Source organism: Actinomycetota bacterium, from assembly GCA_018333515.1.
GTDB lineage: Bacteria > Actinomycetota > Aquicultoria > Aquicultorales > Aquicultoraceae > Aquicultor.
In genome coordinates this window covers 1-18,012 of record JAGXSZ010000026.1, presented here as the reverse complement: position 1 = coordinate 18,012, position 18,012 = coordinate 1, and the positions used below count along the sequence as shown (strand labels likewise).

Annotated in this window: 17 protein-coding genes; 2 read left to right on the top strand and 15 right to left on the bottom strand. The window is 53.7% G+C overall.

Features of this window, described 5'->3' with window-relative positions:
* Window positions 1-710 precede the first annotated feature (710 nt).
* Together KGZ93_06670 and KGZ93_06665 are read right to left on the bottom strand one after the other, a co-directional pair.
* Window positions 711-1,901, bottom strand: a complete 1,191-nt coding sequence (locus KGZ93_06670; GenBank protein ID MBS3909294.1) for a ThiF family adenylyltransferase — start codon at window positions 1,899-1,901, stop codon at window positions 711-713.
* The gene (locus tag KGZ93_06665; protein MBS3909293.1) at window positions 1,876-2,157 is read right to left on the bottom strand and encodes a multiubiquitin domain-containing protein; all 282 of its coding nucleotides are present in this window, start codon (window positions 2,155-2,157) and stop codon (window positions 1,876-1,878) included. The genes KGZ93_06670 and KGZ93_06665 overlap by 26 nt, the downstream gene beginning before the upstream one ends.
* A gap of 294 nt (window positions 2,158-2,451) precedes the next feature.
* On the opposite strand from KGZ93_06665, the gene KGZ93_06660 reads away from it, so the two are divergent.
* Both KGZ93_06660 and KGZ93_06655 read left to right on the top strand, forming a co-directional pair.
* On the top strand, window positions 2,452-2,805 hold the full coding sequence (locus tag KGZ93_06660; GenBank protein ID MBS3909292.1) for a helix-turn-helix transcriptional regulator: 354 nt from the start codon (window positions 2,452-2,454) through the stop codon (window positions 2,803-2,805).
* A 2-nt stretch (window positions 2,806-2,807) separates the two neighbouring features.
* Window positions 2,808-3,389 carry an ImmA/IrrE family metallo-endopeptidase gene (locus KGZ93_06655; protein ID MBS3909291.1) on the top strand — a complete coding sequence of 194 codons (582 nt, stop codon included), beginning with the start codon at window positions 2,808-2,810 and terminating at the stop codon, window positions 3,387-3,389.
* 73 nt (window positions 3,390-3,462) lie between these two features.
* Here the strand turns inward: KGZ93_06655 and KGZ93_06650 are convergent, their stop codons facing one another.
* The 13 genes from KGZ93_06650 to ilvC all read right to left on the bottom strand — a co-directional run bounded on the left by KGZ93_06650 (window position 3,463) and on the right by ilvC (window position 17,771).
* Window positions 3,463-3,759 carry a helix-turn-helix domain-containing protein gene (locus tag KGZ93_06650; protein ID MBS3909290.1) on the bottom strand — a complete coding sequence of 99 codons (297 nt, stop codon included), beginning with the start codon at window positions 3,757-3,759 and terminating at the stop codon, window positions 3,463-3,465.
* A gap of 125 nt (window positions 3,760-3,884) precedes the next feature.
* Window positions 3,885-4,778, bottom strand: coding sequence for an MBL fold metallo-hydrolase (locus tag KGZ93_06645; protein MBS3909289.1), 894 nt, complete (start codon window positions 4,776-4,778; stop codon window positions 3,885-3,887).
* A gap of 118 nt (window positions 4,779-4,896) precedes the next feature.
* Complete coding sequence (locus KGZ93_06640) at window positions 4,897-5,172, bottom strand: TIGR04076 family protein (protein ID MBS3909288.1); 276 nt, start codon at window positions 5,170-5,172, stop codon at window positions 4,897-4,899.
* Window positions 5,173-5,231: 59 nt separating this feature from the next.
* Window positions 5,232-5,990: a fumarylacetoacetate hydrolase family protein gene (locus tag KGZ93_06635; GenBank protein MBS3909287.1), complete on the bottom strand. Its 759-nt coding sequence runs from the start codon at window positions 5,988-5,990 to the stop codon at window positions 5,232-5,234.
* A 51-nt stretch (window positions 5,991-6,041) separates the two neighbouring features.
* Complete coding sequence (gene cimA / locus KGZ93_06630) at window positions 6,042-7,661, bottom strand: citramalate synthase (GenBank protein MBS3909286.1); 1,620 nt, start codon at window positions 7,659-7,661, stop codon at window positions 6,042-6,044.
* A gap of 185 nt (window positions 7,662-7,846) precedes the next feature.
* Window positions 7,847-8,761, bottom strand: coding sequence for a branched-chain amino acid transaminase (locus tag KGZ93_06625; protein MBS3909285.1), 915 nt, complete (start codon window positions 8,759-8,761; stop codon window positions 7,847-7,849).
* Between the two features lie 27 nt (window positions 8,762-8,788).
* Window positions 8,789-9,826: a 3-isopropylmalate dehydrogenase gene (locus KGZ93_06620; protein MBS3909284.1), complete on the bottom strand. Its 1,038-nt coding sequence runs from the start codon at window positions 9,824-9,826 to the stop codon at window positions 8,789-8,791.
* Window positions 9,827-10,220: 394 nt separating this feature from the next.
* Entirely contained in the window at window positions 10,221-10,715 is a 495-nt protein-coding gene (leuD, locus tag KGZ93_06615; protein MBS3909283.1) for a 3-isopropylmalate dehydratase small subunit, read from the bottom strand.
* A gap of 127 nt (window positions 10,716-10,842) precedes the next feature.
* The gene (gene leuC, locus KGZ93_06610) at window positions 10,843-12,102 is read right to left on the bottom strand and encodes a 3-isopropylmalate dehydratase large subunit (GenBank protein ID MBS3909282.1); all 1,260 of its coding nucleotides are present in this window, start codon (window positions 12,100-12,102) and stop codon (window positions 10,843-10,845) included.
* Window positions 12,103-12,202: 100 nt separating this feature from the next.
* Window positions 12,203-13,750: a 2-isopropylmalate synthase gene (locus KGZ93_06605; protein MBS3909281.1), complete on the bottom strand. Its 1,548-nt coding sequence runs from the start codon at window positions 13,748-13,750 to the stop codon at window positions 12,203-12,205.
* Between the two features lie 112 nt (window positions 13,751-13,862).
* The gene (serA, locus tag KGZ93_06600) at window positions 13,863-15,446 is read right to left on the bottom strand and encodes a phosphoglycerate dehydrogenase (GenBank protein ID MBS3909280.1); all 1,584 of its coding nucleotides are present in this window, start codon (window positions 15,444-15,446) and stop codon (window positions 13,863-13,865) included.
* A gap of 20 nt (window positions 15,447-15,466) precedes the next feature.
* Window positions 15,467-16,621 carry an alanine--glyoxylate aminotransferase family protein gene (locus tag KGZ93_06595; protein ID MBS3909279.1) on the bottom strand — a complete coding sequence of 385 codons (1,155 nt, stop codon included), beginning with the start codon at window positions 16,619-16,621 and terminating at the stop codon, window positions 15,467-15,469.
* 145 nt (window positions 16,622-16,766) lie between these two features.
* A complete protein-coding gene (gene ilvC, locus KGZ93_06590; protein MBS3909278.1) occupies window positions 16,767-17,771 on the bottom strand; it encodes a ketol-acid reductoisomerase in 1,005 nt (334 codons plus the stop codon).
* Between the last annotated feature and the right edge of the window lie 241 nt (window positions 17,772-18,012).

Sequence of the window (18,012 nt, the reverse complement as noted above, 5' to 3'; positions counted from 1 at the left end):
GATTCCACCTCGCGATGGACACCCTTGCCCTTGGCTAATGGTTCCCACTGCCAAGCCCATAGCGGACTTTCACCGCTAAGCTATCGCCCATGCCGGGCGCACAAGCAGAAAAACCGCCCCACAAAGCGGTTTTTCTAAAGTTCGAATCCAACCTGCGCCCCGGATCGGGCAATCTTCGAACTATTGCAGCAATTGTGCCTTTATGCAAGTGCTTAATGATATTACCCCAAAACTAAAGCGATCGCCAATAGATTAGACGACCGCAAAAGTCAAAGTTTGATATGATATATAGCGCTCGAACAGCCTTGCAAATTTGCACTGTTTATTTGCTAAAAAGCCCCTTCAGCAGCTTTAGAATACGTCGCCACCAACTCGAACGAGCGTAAAGCGTCTCGTAGTAGGCTTTCCGTCGCAATTCTTCCGCCTGACAACCGGCTGCGATTTGCTCCGGTGTCCACTGGGCAGCCCAGACTATTCTACCTTCTTGTATCCAGTAATGTGACTTACAAGCTTGCTGCCAATTCCCGATTGAGGGATAAAGGGTTGGCTCTCCTTTCGTCTCTTTAAAAGACCATTCGGTTGGGCCTAAAGGAGTCCTAATCTTTGAGCCGCAACCACAAGGGCAAAGATGAGCTGCTGTGCCGAACTCTTCCGATACATAGAGTGCCCCTGGTTCCAGTTCCTTTGGCATATAATGCACACGCTGCAATCTAATCCGCATAAGATGACTCTCCAACTATCTTAAGATCAGCAATTTCAAACAAGAGGTGATATTGGGGCAGCTCTTCCAAATAGAATCCGCGCAGCTGCTTAAACTTAATAACAGCCAAACATGCGTTTAATGCGTTTAGTTCGCTGATCTGAATGTTTGTCTTGTATATTTCATCAGGGTTGTCCGCGAGCGGTGCCATCCCTTTGTCACGTACATTTTGACCATGCTCAGCGGCGTAATAGGCTGTACGCAACTGACCATTAATCGAGCCTCGTTTGCGGTTGAGACCCATTCCTACATCAATGAATGGGATACCCCTTGAAATGAGCAGATCAAAAATACCAGCCCGAGACGAGCCTTTATCGACACATACGAAAGCGAAGGTCGCTCCGTCGAGATCGCCATCACACGAGCTATCGAGAAAGTTCGGCGTGACAGACAATCCTGTCCGGAAATTGCCGTAGCGCGAATGATAGACTGCCGCCTTCTTTTGGCCAAGTTCAGTCGGCTCAAGTCTCCCTGGTGAACGAAAAGCATTGTGCACATGGTAGTCATCGTGGTCAAACGCCCGAATCTCCCTCACCGAGGTCTTTACAAGGAAGTCCAGCACATATGCGCCTGTGCCACCGAGGCCTATTACAGCAATCACATCGTCCTTGAATTTTGCAGATAGGTCAGTGATTTCTGCTCGACTCGTCAGCGTGTCGTGAAACTTGAATACCGAGTTAGACACCACCTCCGTTACTGCACCAAACGTGTAGGGATTAACGCCATGCAGTTCAATCGCCGGGCCGGATATTATAGCCACGTAACTTTCAATCTTTTCAAAGAAATCCTTAAACTTCCCATTGGCCTGGGGCTTGTTCGAAAATGAACGCTGCACGACCACATCGCTACAGGCCTCACTTAATGAAATCTGAGCGGGGCCTCCACCGAGATTGGGGATTGGCGTTCCGTCAAGGTTATGAGGGACAGACCCAGCGAAGAAAATCTGGTGATCGTCCTGGGTGACTCGCTCCTGATCTACAAATACGAGCTTCGTGACTATTTCGCCGATCTGCAATTCTTCTTGACCGTTCAAATAAGGAATGTCGCGTATCACCATGCAGTTGCTGTCAAAGGCGACGGCATATCCCTTCTCTACCAATCGCCTTATATCATCATTATGATTGACCAGTATCTGAAACACTGAAGACCATTCCTTCTTTTACCTTAACAGATCCACCAGGTGGAAGTATGCCTTCCGGCTTATTACCATGGCCGTTTTTGTATTTAACGGAGTAGGTTATCTCAGGATGTTCCGCGTAGTTAGGGATTTCAAGCGTAACCACTTCAGCATAGGTAATCTCACCCTTCGGCCATTCGTGGGGCGTACCCTCTACGATTATCGTAACTTCTTTTTTTTTGCCAGATGCTTCATGACTATGTTCTTCGTTAGTTTCCATAATATTGTCTCCTTTAAATATTACTTATCTACTTCTTTTTCTCTCTCTGGCTCAAGGCGCTTCCTGCTGCTGCCTTTGATGTCTTGCTTGTTCTATTGTCTCGCAAAACCTTTGATGCTGCTGTTGCTGCTTTTTTTCCTGTAACTTTCTTTGCCACAGTAATTGCTCCTTTCTTAGGTTAAATTATATTGCATACATGCAATATACAACAAATCAAGCGCTGTTGCAAGTATTAAATATTATTTTACAGGTGAAACTATTTCCGATATAATATTTATCAAAGGAGGCTTATTTATGAAAGCAGTTGACTCAAAAAGGCTAGCCATACTAATAAAATCAAAAAGACAAGAATCTGGTCTTACGCTCCAAGATCTGTCCGCCAAAATCAAAATTAGTCCTGCAACCCTATCTCGTCTTGAAGCTAAAGAAACTCAGCCCGATACTCTTGCCTTGGCAAAACTATCAGTTTGGTTAAATGTTCCGATCGCCGAGCTACTACAAATTAAGACACCAACGGAGCAAAAAGGTACAACCCCTGATATTGTAGGGGCACATCTTAGAGCAGACCGGAATCTATCAGCCGATGCAGCCGAAAACCTTGCAAAACTTTTCAGTGATCTTTACGTAACCCTTAAGAAGGATACCTAGAATTGCACAGCAAACAAGTATGGTTAGTAAGGAATCGCCGTGAGAAAATCGCCGCCGATATAAGAGAGATGACACAGCCCTGTGCTTCAGAGCCACTCGATCCTTTTGATTTATCCTCAGCTTTGGGCATTAATCTAATGACGCCTTTTGAAATAAAAACCGCAGATACTAGTTGCGTTAACAACTTATGTGGAAGTTACTCAGATGAATGGGATGCATTCACAATAGCAGCACTTGAAATAAATAAAATCGTTATAGTTTATAATCCGACCAAACCGCCAAAAAGAATTAACGCGACGTTAATGGAAGAGGTATCACACATAATTCTTGATCATGAGCCTTCTCGTATAACACAACAGTCAGGAACTTTTTTTAGAGACTACAATAGCGAGCAAGAAGATGAGGCCAAATATGTTGGCTGGGCTGCGCTACTTCCAAGAGCCTCGCTAAGATGGGCTATAGACGAGAAACTGTCCATGCAAGATATAAGCGACCATTTTGGTACAAGCCCTGAAATGGTTAGTTATCGGCTTAACATGACTAATTTGAGGAAAGCTCATCTAAAAAGCATTGCCAATACTTAGTTTTAAACACTATGATTTTAACCGTACCCCATTCTCATTACAAACCGAAACTAGAGTTATTCTCATCATGACCCTACCCCAGCTTCATCCTATCCAGCACCAGACGATATCCGTCGGCGCCGTATTCGAGGTAGCGTTTTACGCGGCTGATGGTGGCGGTGCTGGCGCCGGTTTCGGTGGCGATGTCTATGTAGGTTTCGCCGGCGTCTAGTTTGCGAGCGACAGCCCAGCGCTGGGCCATCGATTTTATCTCGGCGATGGTGGAGAGGTCTTCAAAGAACTTATATGCTTCTTCTTTGGTCTTTAGCTTCAAAATGGCTTCGAAAAGGTCGTCTATCTGCTCCGTCTTGATTCTTTCGTCAAGCGCCATCTGGCACCTCCAGGCACATCGCCGTTATACCGAATTAACTCTTTATTATTTTAACACAAAAAAGCGTTAAATCATCTACCTCGACAAGGTGATTTGCGCCCGCAGGCAAAGCGATTCACAACCCGTTACTCGACGGTGTGCCACATCAGCCGGTTCGCCTCGAACTTGTAGTTGATGAGGTCTTCTTCGAGAAGATAGCCGAGGTACGCCTTGAGCGTGTCGATGCAGAGGTAGTATTGCTGGAGCGAGGTCACTTCGACGCCATACTTCTTATTTACCTCCCACAGAATCGTGTCGACCGTAGCGGGTTCCCTCACAATATGGAGGATTTCGTCGGCGAGCGCCCGTATCCTGGCGATATTGAGGTCGGCGAGGTCGGTAATGTCGGCGGTCGGCGCGGCGTGCGACGGGATGAACGCGCGCGCCGGCACCTTCCTCACCCGCTCTATCGATTTAATCATCTCGCCCACGTTGACGGTATAGATAAGGATAAGTCGCTGCCAAGCTTTGAGCGAGAACAAAGCGTCGCCGCAGAAGAAGACTCCTTCGGTCATGACCCCCATCTGGTTCGGCGAATGCCCTTTGATGGATATGACGGCGAACTTCTTGTTGCCGATTTGCAGGCCGGGCTCTTCGAGAAGTTCGTCGACGGGCGAGACCTTAGCCATCATAAAGGGCTGTTTCAACTCTTCGGGGGCATCGGCTCCGTAGATGTAGAACGGCTCCAGGCTGGGGTTTTGCATGATGGCCGCCTCGAGCGCCGGCGCGTAGACCTTGCAACCGGTCTCCTTGACGAGATAGTTGTTGCCCCCGTAGTGGTCGGCGTGCGAGTGGGTGTTGATAATCACGCCGAGCCTCCAGCCTTTGACCTCGAGCGCGGCGAGTATTAGCTGCGCCGAATCGTCATCCATGCCGGTGTCGATGACGACGCACGTGTCGTCGCCGGTGAGCACGACGCCGTAGTTGGCGTCATGGGCTATATAATATATCTCCTCGTTAACTTGAATAAGGTCGGTCATATTTACCCCATCGCTACACGCGACACACTGCGCCGGCTATCAAAAAAACGGCCTCCGCGACAACATCTCGATAACCCGAAACCAATCGCTCCGCGCATTCTAGTACTAGTTCCGACCACTACTCCTCAATCCGTTCCAGTTCAAAGACGACCGGGTTTGCCGGGTCCGGGCAGCAGACAGAAACCTTATTCCCTTCGCCGCCCCAGGGAAAAACGCCGTTGAACCGGAGCACCGTCAGAAACGGAAAAATCGACTGAAACGCCCAGCCGCAGAAATGCTCGGGCACCGCCTCGCCCCGCACTTCCCAGGTATCGCCGACTTTCAGCTTGAACGGGCAGGTGCCTTTGCCCATTATCTCGGTGATGGTCATGCGTACTGTTGGTCCCTTCGACATGTTAATGCCTTTCTTAAACTAAACTACCCAACAACCCCGCCTGCCGCTGCTCGACGAGCCTATAGGGTTATTACCTTATTCCTCAACGTCCCAATCCCCTCTATCTCGACTTCGACCTCGTCGCCGATTTGCATCGGCCCCACGCCGGGAGGAGTCCCGGTCAGGATTATGTCGCCGGGGCAGAGCGTCATGACGTGCGAAATGAATGAGACGAGAAAATCGGGCTTGAAATGCATGTTCGAGGTGTTCGACGACTGCGTCACCTCGCCGTTGAGGCGCAGCTCTATCTTAAGATTGTTCGGGTCGATATCGGTTTCGATACACGGGCCTATCGGCGCGAAGGTATCGAAGCTCTTCGCCCGCGTCCACTGCCCGTCCTTGCGCTGCAGGTCGCGAGCGGTAACATCGTTGGCGCAGGTGTATCCGAGAATACGCGCCGGCGCCTGCTCGACGCTGACCTGGCGGGTGATATCCTTTATGACGATGGCAAGCTCGGCCTCGTATTCTATCCATGAACTCATCCGCGGATAGATGATTGCGTCGCCGGCCGCGATAGCCGCCGAGACCGGCTTCATGAAGATAATCGGTTCGTCGTGCGGCTCCATGCCGATTTCGGCGGCATGGTCGATGTAGTTGAGACCGACAGCGACGATCTTAGTCGGGATTACCGGTTCGAGCAACCGGACATCATCGAGACGATATGTCGCTTCGCCGACGGTATACCTGATAAAAGGCGTCCCGTCGATGACGCGGATTGTGTCGCCTTCGAGCACACCATATGCGATTGGCCCGCCACACGAAAACCGCACTATCTTCAAACTCGAACCTCCGGTGATAAAGTTAGGCCCACCCGCGTTGTCAGGTTTCGCTTACGCGTCTTCGGGGTTGTCCGCGCTGTCCGTCCCGTTAAAGCCTTGCTCCTCATGGACGCGCTTGTGCATCAGGCCGTATTCGACGGAATCAAGGAGCGCCTGCCAGCTGGCCTCGATGATGTTCTCGGAGACACCGATGGTGCCCCAGGTCTTCTCGCGGTCGGTGCTTTCGATAAGAACCCTGGTCACGGCACCTGTTCCCTTTTTCTCGTCGAGCACGCGTACCTTAAAGTCGGTCAGCTCGATGGTGTCGAGCGCCGGATAGACCGAGCCGATTGCTTTGCGCAGCGCTCCGTCGAGCGCGTTTATCGGGCCGTTCCCTTCGGCGGTCTCGATGACCGTCCTGCCCCCGACATACAGCTTTATGGTAGCCTCGGTCGCGACCTTACCGTCCTCGCGTTTTTCCATCGTCACCTTGAACCGTTCGAGCTTGAAGAAGGTCGGATGGATGTTGAGCGCCTTCCTCAGGAGTATCTCAAACGACGCGTCGGCGGCTTCGAAGTGATAGCCGACATGCTCGAGGCCTTTGATGCGATTTAATATATCGGTGACCTTGTACGGCTCGCCGGAGAGGTCGATACCGAGTTCGTTCGCCTTCATCACGATAGTGCTTTTGCCGGCAAGCTCCGAGATGACGACGCGCTGGATATTGCCGACAAGCGCCGGATTGACATGCGCGTAAGTCTGGTCGTGTCGTTCGACGGCGCTGGTATGAACGCCCGCTTTGTGCGCGAACGCGCTCCGCCCGACATATGCCTGCTGGGGATAGGGACTAAAGTTGGCTATCTCGCTGACCAGGTGTGACGCCTCGGTCAGCAACATCAACTGCTCGGGGCTGATCGTCTCTATGCCGAGCTTTATGTTGAGTGCCGGGATGATGGAGCAGAGATTCGCGTTGCCGCAGCGCTCACCATACCCGTTCATCGTCCCTTGAACCTGGGCGACACCCGCTTCGACCGCCACCAGCGAATTGGCGACGGCGCACTCCGTATCGTTGTGCGCATGAATCCCGAGCGGCGTATCGAGTTGTGCCTTGACCTCTTCGACTATGCGCTTTACCTCGAGCGGCAGCGCGCCGCCGTTGGTATCACAGAGCACCAAGTAATCCGCACCGGCGTCTTGCGCGGCTTTAAGCACGTCAATCGCGAAAGCGGAGTCGGCTTTGTAGCCATCGAAGAAATGTTCGGCGTCGAACAAGACCTCCAGGCCGTGCTCTTTTAGATAAGCGATAGACTCGCCGACCATCTTCTTATTCTCTTCCCAGGTCGTCCTGAGCGCCTCTTCGACATGGACATGCCAGCACTTGCCGACGAGGCAAGCCGCTCTTACGCCCGAATCGAGAATCGCTTCGAGATTGGGGTCGTCTTTGGCGTGAATGTTTTTGCGGCGCGTGCTGCCGAAACCGACTATCTTGGCGTTCTCGAGTTCCACGTTTTTGACGCGCTCGAAAAACTCCATGTCTTTGGGGTTGGAGCCGGGCCAGCCGCCCTCGATATAATGGACCCCGAGCTTGTCCAGCTCGTGGACGATTCTGAGCTTGTCGGTGACGGAAAAAGATATCCCTTCCCGCTGCGCACCGTCCCTCAGCGTTGTGTCGTATATTTTAACCCGTGCCATATATCTCACCTTGCATAATCTCAGCTATATCGCAAGCTGCGTCGATTTCATTACATGTTACCAGGTATTCTCGAGTTCGCCAGTCTGTTTTGAACGCTTCTACCTTTATCGGCTCGGTTTCTCTCGTCTGGTAGGATAATCACACCCCCGAGCGGGAAGAACAGCGATCAAAGTTCCTTGCGAGCCTATGCGTACTCTAGCCAATGCTCGTATTTCGCGTCCTCGCCTTTGACGGCGGCAAAAAACTTCTCCTGGAGCGCGATGGTGACCGGCCCTGGTTTTCCTATCTCCCGCTTGTCGACCTCGCGGATAGGGGTTATCTCGGCCGCCGTTCCCGTCACGAATATCTCATCGGCAAGGAAGAGGTCGCTTCTGACCAGGTCGCGCTCGACGACCTCGTAACCCATGTCGCGCGCCAGCTCCATGACGGTATCTCTGGTAATGCCCTCAAGGATGCTCGCCGCGGTCGACGGGGTATGGATTGCCCCGTTTTTGACGACGAAGATGTTCTCGCCGCTGCCCTCGGAGACAAATCCGCGCGAATCGAGCAGAATGGCTTCCTCGTAGTTACTATATATCGCCTCGAGTTTAGCGAGAATCGAATTTATATACTGCCCCGTCGCTTTGGCGGCCGGCGGGAGCGAGTTCGGGTCTATCCTTCTAAACGATGATATCATCGCCTTAATACCGTTTTTCATGCCCTCATCACCGAGATAGGTCCCCCACGACCAGGTCGCAATCGCGACATCGACCGGTGAGTTAAGCGGGTTTAAGCCCATCTCGCCGTAGCCGCGGAAGACGATGGGGCGAATATAGCAGCTCTTGAGATTATTGACGCGCACCAGTTCTTTTGTCGCCTCGACGAGCTGCTCGACGCTGTAGGGAACCGGCATCAAATATATCTTCGAGGAATCCATGAGCCGCTCGATATGTTCGGTTAGGCGAAAGACCGCCGGGCCTTTCGGGGTCTCGTACGCCCTTATGCCCTCGAAGACACCCGAGCCATAATGGAGCGCGTGGCTCAAGACATGGACTTGAGCCTTATCCCAATCGACCATCTCACCGTTGAACCATATTTTCTCGACCTTTTCTATCGGCATCGTTCGACCCCCATTGTTGTTTATCAATTACCCTTTGACAAGCTCAGCGACCATGTCACCGACTTCAGAGGTGCCGTATCCCATCTTGCCCGCGGCCAGCCCTTTGAGTTTCTCGCCCGTCATCGTAGTGACCGCTTTCTCGATGCGCGCGCCGGCCGCTTTCTCGCCGAGGTTTTCCAGCAACAACTGGAGCGCTGAAATGGCGGCTAGCGGGTTGATAATATTCATTCCGGTGTATTTCGGAGCCGACCCGCCGATGGGCTCGAACATCGAGACGCCCTCGGGGTTGATGTTGCCGCCGGCGGCGATACCCATCCCGCCTTGGATCATCGCGCCCAGGTCGGTTATGATATCGCCGAACATGTTGTCGGTGACGATGACATCGAACCACTCCGGGTTTTTGACGAACCACATGCAGATGGCGTCGACATGCGCGTAATCGGTCGTCACGTCGGCGTACTCCGTAGCTACCTCATTAAACGCGCGCTCCCAAAGGTCGAATGCATATGTTAGGACATTGGTCTTCCCGCACAGCGTGAGGTTCTTTCTCATGTTGCGCTCACGCGTGTACTCGAACGCGAAACGGATGCAGCGCTCGACGCCTTTGCGGGTATTGACGCTCTCCTGAACGGCGACCTCATCGGCCGTGCCCTTCTTTAAGAAACCGCCGGCTCCGGCATAGAGGCCTTCGGTGTTCTCGCGCACGACGACGAAGTCTATCTCGTCGGGGCCTTTATCCTTGATTGGCGTGTAGACTCCCGGATAGAGCTTGACCGGGCGCAAATTGATGTATTGATCCAGCTCGAAGCGCGTCCTAAGCAGAATCCCTTTCTCTAGAATTCCGGGTTTGACATCGGGGTGACCGATGGCGCCGAGCAAAATCGCGTCTTGGAGGCGGAACTCATCGATAGCCGAGTCGGGCAAGACCTCGCCTGTAGCGATATACCTGTCCCCGCCGAAATCATAGTGTGTCAACTCATACTTGAAATTCTCGACTTCGCTGACCGACTCTAAGACCTTAAGCGCTTCCCTTACGACCTCTGAACCGGTTCCATCACCGGGCATAACACCAATTTTATACAACTTACTCCTCCTTCAGCTCTAGTCTTCCATACTATATTCGCGCAGTCCCTTAGCTTTCTAGCACTCCATCACACATCATCTAATCGATAATACCTTAGACCGCAACTTGTAGGGGCCGAACTCGTCTCGGACCGCATGCCTTAGACCGCAACTTGTAGGGGCCCGAGCTTGTCTCGGCCCGCATGCCTTAGACCGCAACTTGTAGGGGCCGAGCTTGTCTCGGCCCGCATGCCCCTAAACTCAACCCATGGGCGAAGACAAGCTTCGCCCCTACATTTTCATCCGTTGCAAGCCGGAAATGATCTCTTGACTATGCCAACTAGGAAACTTGATTCTAGTGCTTTGCCACACATCATCTGATCGATACTGCTTTCGACTATGACTTAACTTTTTCTCTAACATAGTTTATCAGGCCGCCCTGCTTGATAATATTGCTGATAAACTCGGGGAACGGCTTCGCGTGGTAGACCGCTCCCGTCGTGAGATTCTTTATTTCGCCCTTGTCGGTATCGACCTCTACCTCATCGCCGGCGCTGATGCCGTCGACCGCCTCGACGCTCTCCAGAATCGGCAACCCCGTGTTTATCGCGTTGCGGTAGAATATCCTGGCAAACGATTTGGCGATAACACACGAGATACCCGCCGCTTTGATCGAGATCGGCGCGTGCTCACGTGACGAGCCGCAGCCGAAGTTCTCGTCCGCGACGATGATGTCGCCCTTCTTCATCTTGTTCATGAACTCGGGGTCGGCGTCTTCCATGCAGTGCCTGCCCAGCTCATCAGGGTCGCTCGTCTTGAGATATCGCGCCGGGATTATCGCATCGGTATCGATGTCTCTCGCGAACTTCCACGCATTTCCTTTGTATATCATATAGCGCCTCCAGTGATTGTAAGCTTAATCGGTTATCAGCTTCTCGGTCGCAAACCGTTGAGCGATCAAAATTCAAAAAGCAAAATGAAGAGTATAAAATCTCACTAAATCCCACCAAGTCTCACTGTTACAAGCTATCCGGCGAGATTATCTTGCCGGCTACGGCGGACGCCGCGGCGACCGCCGGGCCGCTCAGGTAGACTTCGCTCCCCGGATGACCCATCCGTCCGACAAAATTGCGGTTTGTCGTGGCCAGCGCCCGTTCGCCTTTGGCGAGAATACCCATATGCCCGCCGAGACACGGCCCGCACGTCGGTGTGCTTACCGCCGCTTTTGCCTCGATGAATATATCCAACAGGCCTTCCTTCATCGCCTGGCGATAGATATCCTGCGTCGCAGGGATGATGATACAGCGTATTTTTCTATCCACCTCGCGGCCTTTGAGAACCTGGGCCGCGATGCGCAAATCCTCGAGCCGCCCGTTCGTGCATGAGCCGATGACCACCTGGTCGATTGTGACGTCACCCACCTCGGAGATGCCCCGCGTGTTCGACGGCAGGTGCGGAAACGCGACCTGTAGTTCGATGTCGGAGACATCCCACTCAAAGAGAGCGGCGTACTCCGCGTCGGCGTCGCTCTCGTACACGGTAAACTCGCGTATCGCGCGCCCCTCCACATAGTCGAGCGTCTTCTCGTCCGGCGCGATGATGCCGGATTTGCCGCCCGCCTCGATCGCCATATTGCACATCGATAGCCGGCTATCCATGGAAAGCGCCGAAATCGCCTCGCCTGTAAACTCCATCGCCTGGTAGAGCGCGCCATCGACGCCGATCTTGCCTATCGTATAGAGAATAAGGTCTTTGCCGGTGACCATCGGATTGAGCTGGCCTTTAAAGACGAATTTAATAGACGACGGGACTTTCAACCAGGTCTCGCCGGTCGCCATCGCCGCCGCCAGGTCGGTACTGCCGACCCCGGTCGAAAACGCGCCGAGCGCGCCGTAAGTGCAAGTATGCGAATCGGCGCCGATTACCGCATCCCCGGGGCCGACCAGGCCTTGCTCGGGAAGGAGCGCGTGCTCGATACCCATCCGCCCGACCTCGAAATAGTTGGTGAGGTCTTGCTCATAAGCGAATTCCCGGACCATCTTGCACTGCTCGGCCGAGTCGATATCCTTGTTCGGCGCGAAATGGTCGGGCACGATGACAACCCTGTCTTTGTCGAAGACCTTTTCGACGCCTGTCCGCCTAAACTCTTTAATCGCGATCGGCGCCGTTATGTCGTTGCCGAGCACGAGGTCGAGCTTGATGTTTATCAAATCCCCCGGTGTCACGCTGCTCTGCTCGGCGTGCGCCGCGAGTATCTTTTCAGTTATAGTCATCCCCATAAGTGCCGCTCCATTCCCCAACTAATGTAACTTCTATCTCAATTAAAGCACCGGCCGCTAAGGGCCGTCTTATACGACCCCCTGGACCCCTCGACCTCATCTAGCCGCTAAGAGCTTTGTTTATCGCGTTAAGATATGCGCGGGCGCTCGCCTCGATGATATCGGTGCTCACACCGCGCCCTAGAACCGGTCTACCCTCTATTTCGAGCTGGATGGTCACGTCGCCCTGCGCGTCGAGCCCGCCGGTAATAGCATTGACGTTGTAGCTTATAAGCTTCGCCGCGACACCCGTCGCTCGCTGGATGGCGTTGCAGACTGCGTCGACCTGGCCGTCTCCCCGCGAAGTCTCTTCGACGACGTCGCCGTTCTTGCGCAACTTGACCGTCGCGGTCGGTGTCTCATCGGTACCCCCGCGGACATGGATGTATTCGAGCGCGAAGACATCCAATAGGGTTCGCATCTCATCCGCGAGAATCGCCTCGATATCGACATCGGTTATCTCGGACTTCTTGTCCGCTAGGTCTTTAAAGCGCGAGAATGCGCTCTCCAGCTCCTCATCGCTCAACTTGTGCCCGAGCGATTCGAGGTGTTTTCTAAACGCATGTCGCCCCGAGGTCTTCCCGAGAATCAGCGCGCTCTCGCTGATGCCTACCCGCTTAGGGTCGATTATCTCGAAGGTCGAGCGCTCTTTCAAGACGCCGTCCTGATGGATGCCGGAGGAATGCGCAAAGGCGTTTCGCCCGACTATCGCTTTGTTCGGCTGTACCTGATACCCGGTCAGCGTGCTTATCAACCGGCTCGACCTGCTAATCTCTTCGGTCTTTATGTTTGTATACTTGCCAAGCGTGTTGCGCCTGGTATCGAGAATCATCGCGATTTCTTCGAGCGCGGTGTTGCCGGCGCGCTCGCCTATCCCGTTGACTGTGCCTTCGACTTGAGTGGCGCCGTTTACAACAGCAGCAAGCGCATTCGCCGTCGCCATGCCGAGGTCGTTGTGGCAATGGACGCTCACGACCACGTCCCGCATCGCGGGAACAGCCTCGATAAGGTCGCGTATGAGCTTGCCGAACTCGTCCGGCGTCGCGTAACCGACCGTATCGGGAATGTTGACCACGGTCGCGCCGCTCGCGATTACCGCCTCTAGTACCCGGCACAGAAACCCGAAGTCGGAACGGGTCGCGTCCATCGGAGAAAACTCGACGTCGTCGACGTAAGATTTCGCCTTCTTGACGGCATGGACCGCCATCTTCAGCACATCGTCGCGCGTCTTGCGGAGCTGGTGCTCGATTTGCATATCCGACGTCATGATAAACGTATGGATGCGCGGTCGCGCCGCGTCTTTTAGCGCCTCGGCCGCCCTTTCGATATCCGCGTCGACCGCCCTGGCCAGCGCGGCTATAACCGGCTCGCGCACCTTCCGGGCGATCAAACTGACCGCCTCGAAATCGCCTTGCGAAGTAATCGGAAAACCCGCTTCGATAGCGTCGATACCGAGCTTCGCGAGCTGGTCCGCTATCTCAAGCTTCTCCCTCGAGTTGAGGCTGATGCCTGGTGATTGCTCGCCGTCCCTCAACGTCGTGTCAAACAAATATACCCTGTTCTTGTCTGGACTATTCTTGTCCGGGGTCACATTAACTACCACCTTCATCAGCGGCCGGCGCTCTTGCGCCGCCCGCCCGGAAATATATCTCGCCGAGTTGTTTTTCGACATTATGCCCGAGCCTTGGCGGCCGCCCGCCCGGAAACAAGCCGCTTCCGCCCTATATAACCATGAACTTCGAATAGGCGACGCCCGGTAACGACCTTATCTCTTCGATTACCTCATCCGAGATAGGCGTGTCGACGTTGAGACCCATAAGGGCTTCGCCGCCGATTTTCTTCCGCCCTACCTGCATGTTCGCGATATTTATGTTGTTTTGGCCGAGAATCGTCCCGACCTTGCCGATCATGCCCGGTACGTCCTCATACCTGAAGAACGCCATATACTTCGAGGGCATCATGTCGATGTCGAACGCGTAGATGTTGACGAAACGCTCCTGGTTCTTCTTGCCGACAATCGTCCCGGCGACCCCGATCTCTTCGCCGCCGTTGCGCCCTTTGATTCTGATCAAGTTGACGTAATCCTGCGATGAAGACTTTTTGCTCTCGTTTATCTCAATACCGCGCTCCTCGGCGAAGATCGGCGCATTGACGTAATTGACCTGCTCTTCCACGACATTCTCAAAAATCCCTTTGAGCGTGGCGATCGTCAGCAGCTTCGTATCGTGCTGGGCGATTTGACCGACATACTCGATATCCACCGAATGGATGCCGTCCTCGGCGAGAGCGTTGAAGAGCCTGCCCAACTTCTCGGCGAGCGCCAGAAACGGTTTAACGGCTTCCATCGCCTCGACCGAGATGAGCGGAATGTTCACCGCGTTGCTTACGAATTCGCCCTTCAGGCCCGCTATAACCTGGTCGGCTATCATAGTTCCCGCTTTATCTTGGGCCTCGACCGTCGATGCCCCGAGATGCGGCGTACAGATTACCTGCTCGAACTCGAAGAGCGGGCTCTCCGTCAGCGGCTCCGTGTCGAAGACGTCGAAGCCGACTCCGCCGACTTTGCCGCTCTTTAGGGCGTTGATCAGCGGCTCCTGCTGATAGATACCACCTCGGGCGGTATTTATCAGGCGCACGCCGTCTTTCATCATCGCCAGCTCGCGCTCGCCTATCATTCCCATCGTCTCTTTCGATTTCGGTAGGTGAACCGTGATGAAATCCGCGACTTTAAGAACGTCTTCGATGCTTCCCGCACGCTCGATGCCGAGCTGCGCGTAGCGCTCTTTGGATACATACGGGTCATAAGCGAATATTTTCATTCCGAGACCATGCGCCCTCGCGGCGACGAGCGTTCCGATTCGACCGAGGCCGATTATGCCGAGAACTTTCTCGAATACCTCGATGCCTTGAAATTTACTCCGCTCCCACTTACCCGACTTCGTCGATGAACATGCCTGCGGAATCGAGCGCGCGCTCGCTAAAAGCAGCGCGATGGTATGCTCGGCGGCGGAGATGATATTGCTCTGCGGAGCGTTGGCGACGATGATACCGCGCTTAGTTGCGGCATCGACGTTGATGTTGTCGACGCCGATTCCGGCGCGCCCGATTACTCTTAGCTTATCGGCGCGGCTGATGACCTCTTCGGTCACTTTGGTGGCACTACGGATTATAAGTCCATCGTATTCGCCTATCGCTTCGACGAACTCTTCGGCGGTCATCTCGGTATTTACATCTACTTCGAAACCAGCCGCCTTCAGGTTATCGATGCCGGCTTCCGCTATCTTCTCTTTGACCAAAACTTTCACGGCGGTTCCCCCCTATTTACTTAAAACGCGTTCTCCATGAAGACCTTCTCCGCGGCCTGGACACCCATGCCGAGCGTCACCGGATAACCCAGCTCCGACAGGACCATCTCTACGCCGGCGAGCGTCGTCATGATATCGAACTTATCGAAGTAGCCGAGGTGGCCGATCCTGAATATCTTGCCTTTCAGGTGGTCCTGCCCGCCCGCTATCGTTATGCCGTATTTCTCCTTTAGCATTTTGACGAGCGCGCCGCCATCGACGCCTTCGGGAACCCAGACCGGAGTTACCGCGTTACCGCGACCCTCGGCCGGCGCGAAGAGCTTCAAGCCCATCGCCTCCGAACCTTTGCGCGCGGCATCAGCGAGAATCGCGTGACGCCTAATGATATTCTCAAGGCCTTCCTCGCGCATCAGCCTCAGGGCCTCGCCCAGGCCGACTATGAGTGAGACCGGCGGCGTAAACGGTGTCGTCGGCGCCGATTTGCGCAGCGAGTCGGCCGATTTCTTCCAGCTGAAGTAGAACTTCGGCAATGTCGACTTCTCGACCGCCGCCCAAGCCTTGTCGCTTACCGACACGCAGGCCAGACCCGGCGGCATCATAAGGCCCTTCTGGGAGCCGGTCATAACGACATCGAGATTCCATTGGTCGGTCTTACACTCGACCGCGCCGATTCCGGTTATCGAGTCGACGACCAGAACGGCGGCGTAATCCTTGACGATGCCGCCGATGGTCTCAACGTCGCTCAAGACACCGGTAGATGTCTCACTTTGGACGACAAAGACCGCTTTTATGTCGGGATTCGCATCGAGTTCGCGTTTGATGTCATCAGGATTTATTACTTGGTCCCACTCATACCCCAACTCGATAACATCGATGCCGTAAGCTTCGTTTATCTTAATCAACCTGTCACCGAACTTACCGTTCGAGCAACATATGACCTTGTCTCCCGCGGACAACAGGTTGACTACGGCCGACTCCATCACGCCCGTGCCCGACGCCGAAAACATCAAAACATCGTTTTTCGTCTCGAAGACATACTTCAAACCTTCTTCGACCGCGACAAGCAGTTCGGTAAAGGCCGGCGTCCGGTGATGAAACATCGGCCTGGCCTGGGATAGCAGAACCTCCGCGGGAACCGGCGTCGGTCCCGGTGTCATCATATACTCTTTTCTCATCAAAACCTCCGTCACCCTCAAAGTAACTCGAAATGGTTCGCATATAAAACGAAGGGACTACCGCTGCTGTCAGGCCCAAGGCCGACCCTACGCGACTATTAAACTATTAAGCACTAGAAAGGCGTGGTTGACCCACAAACGGCTCCTACAGCAACTCTTTCTGTTTTATCCAGGCCATCATAGAGCGAAGTTCTTTGCCGACCTTCTCGATAAGATGCTCGGACTCTTTCTTGCGTATCGATTTCAAAACAGGCTGGTTCGCCGTGTTTTCAAGCATCCACTCACGCGCAAAACGCCCGGATTGGATGTCGTCGAGTACGCGTTTCATCTCCCGGCGCGTCTCATCGGTGATAATACGCTTGCCGACGGTTATGTCGCCGTATTCCGCCGTGTTGCTGATAGAGTACCGCATACCGGAAATGCCCTGCTCATAGATGAGGTCGACGATTAGCTTAAGCTCGTGAAGACACTCGAAATAAGCTATCTCCGGCTGGTATCCCGCCTCTACGAGCGTGTCGAAACCGGCGCGGATAAGCTCGCCGGCGCCGCCGCAAAGGACGGCCTGTTCACCAAAGAGGTCGGTCTCGGTCTCTTCTTTGAAGGTGGTCTCGATGACGCCGGCTTTAGCGCCGCCGATGCCCTTAGCATACGCTAGCGCGATATCCTTAGCTTTGCCGGTCGCGTCCTGCTCCACCGCGATAAGCGCCGGCACGCCGATTCCGTCCTGGTACATCCGGCGCACGACATGGCCGGGGCCTTTAGGGGCTATCATTATCACATCGACATCGGACGGCGGGACTATTTGATGAAAATGGACGTTAAAGCCATGCGCAAACGCAAGTACTTTCCCCGCTGTCATATGTTCTTCGATTTCAGTTCTATAAATGATGCTCTGCAACTCGTCCGGGACTAACATCATTACGATGTCGGCCGCGTGCGCGGCATCACCGACGGTCATAACCGTCAGACCGCACTTGACACATTTCTCCCACGACTTACCGTCACCGCGAAGGCCGACTACCACGTCGACACCGCTTTCATGCAGGTTGAGGGCGTGCGCGTGCCCTTGACTTCCAAAACCGATAATCGCGACCTTCTTTCCGTCTAAGAGTCGCATATCCGCATCTTTTTCGTAATAAATCTTTGCCATGTCACCCTCCGCTTTTTTTCAGCTTAATCTTTAAATTATAGCATAAGATAATACTGTTGAGCAGCATTATTACAAAGTTTTTGTTACTTTGTTGTTACTAACGACACAGCGTACTTCATCACATCGCTCAACATCGTTCCCGTCTTAACCTCATCACATCGCTCAACATCGTTCCCGTCTTAAAAACACGGCTTGCGGTAAAGACGTCGATTGTCGGCAGGGGCGGAAAATATCCGCCCCT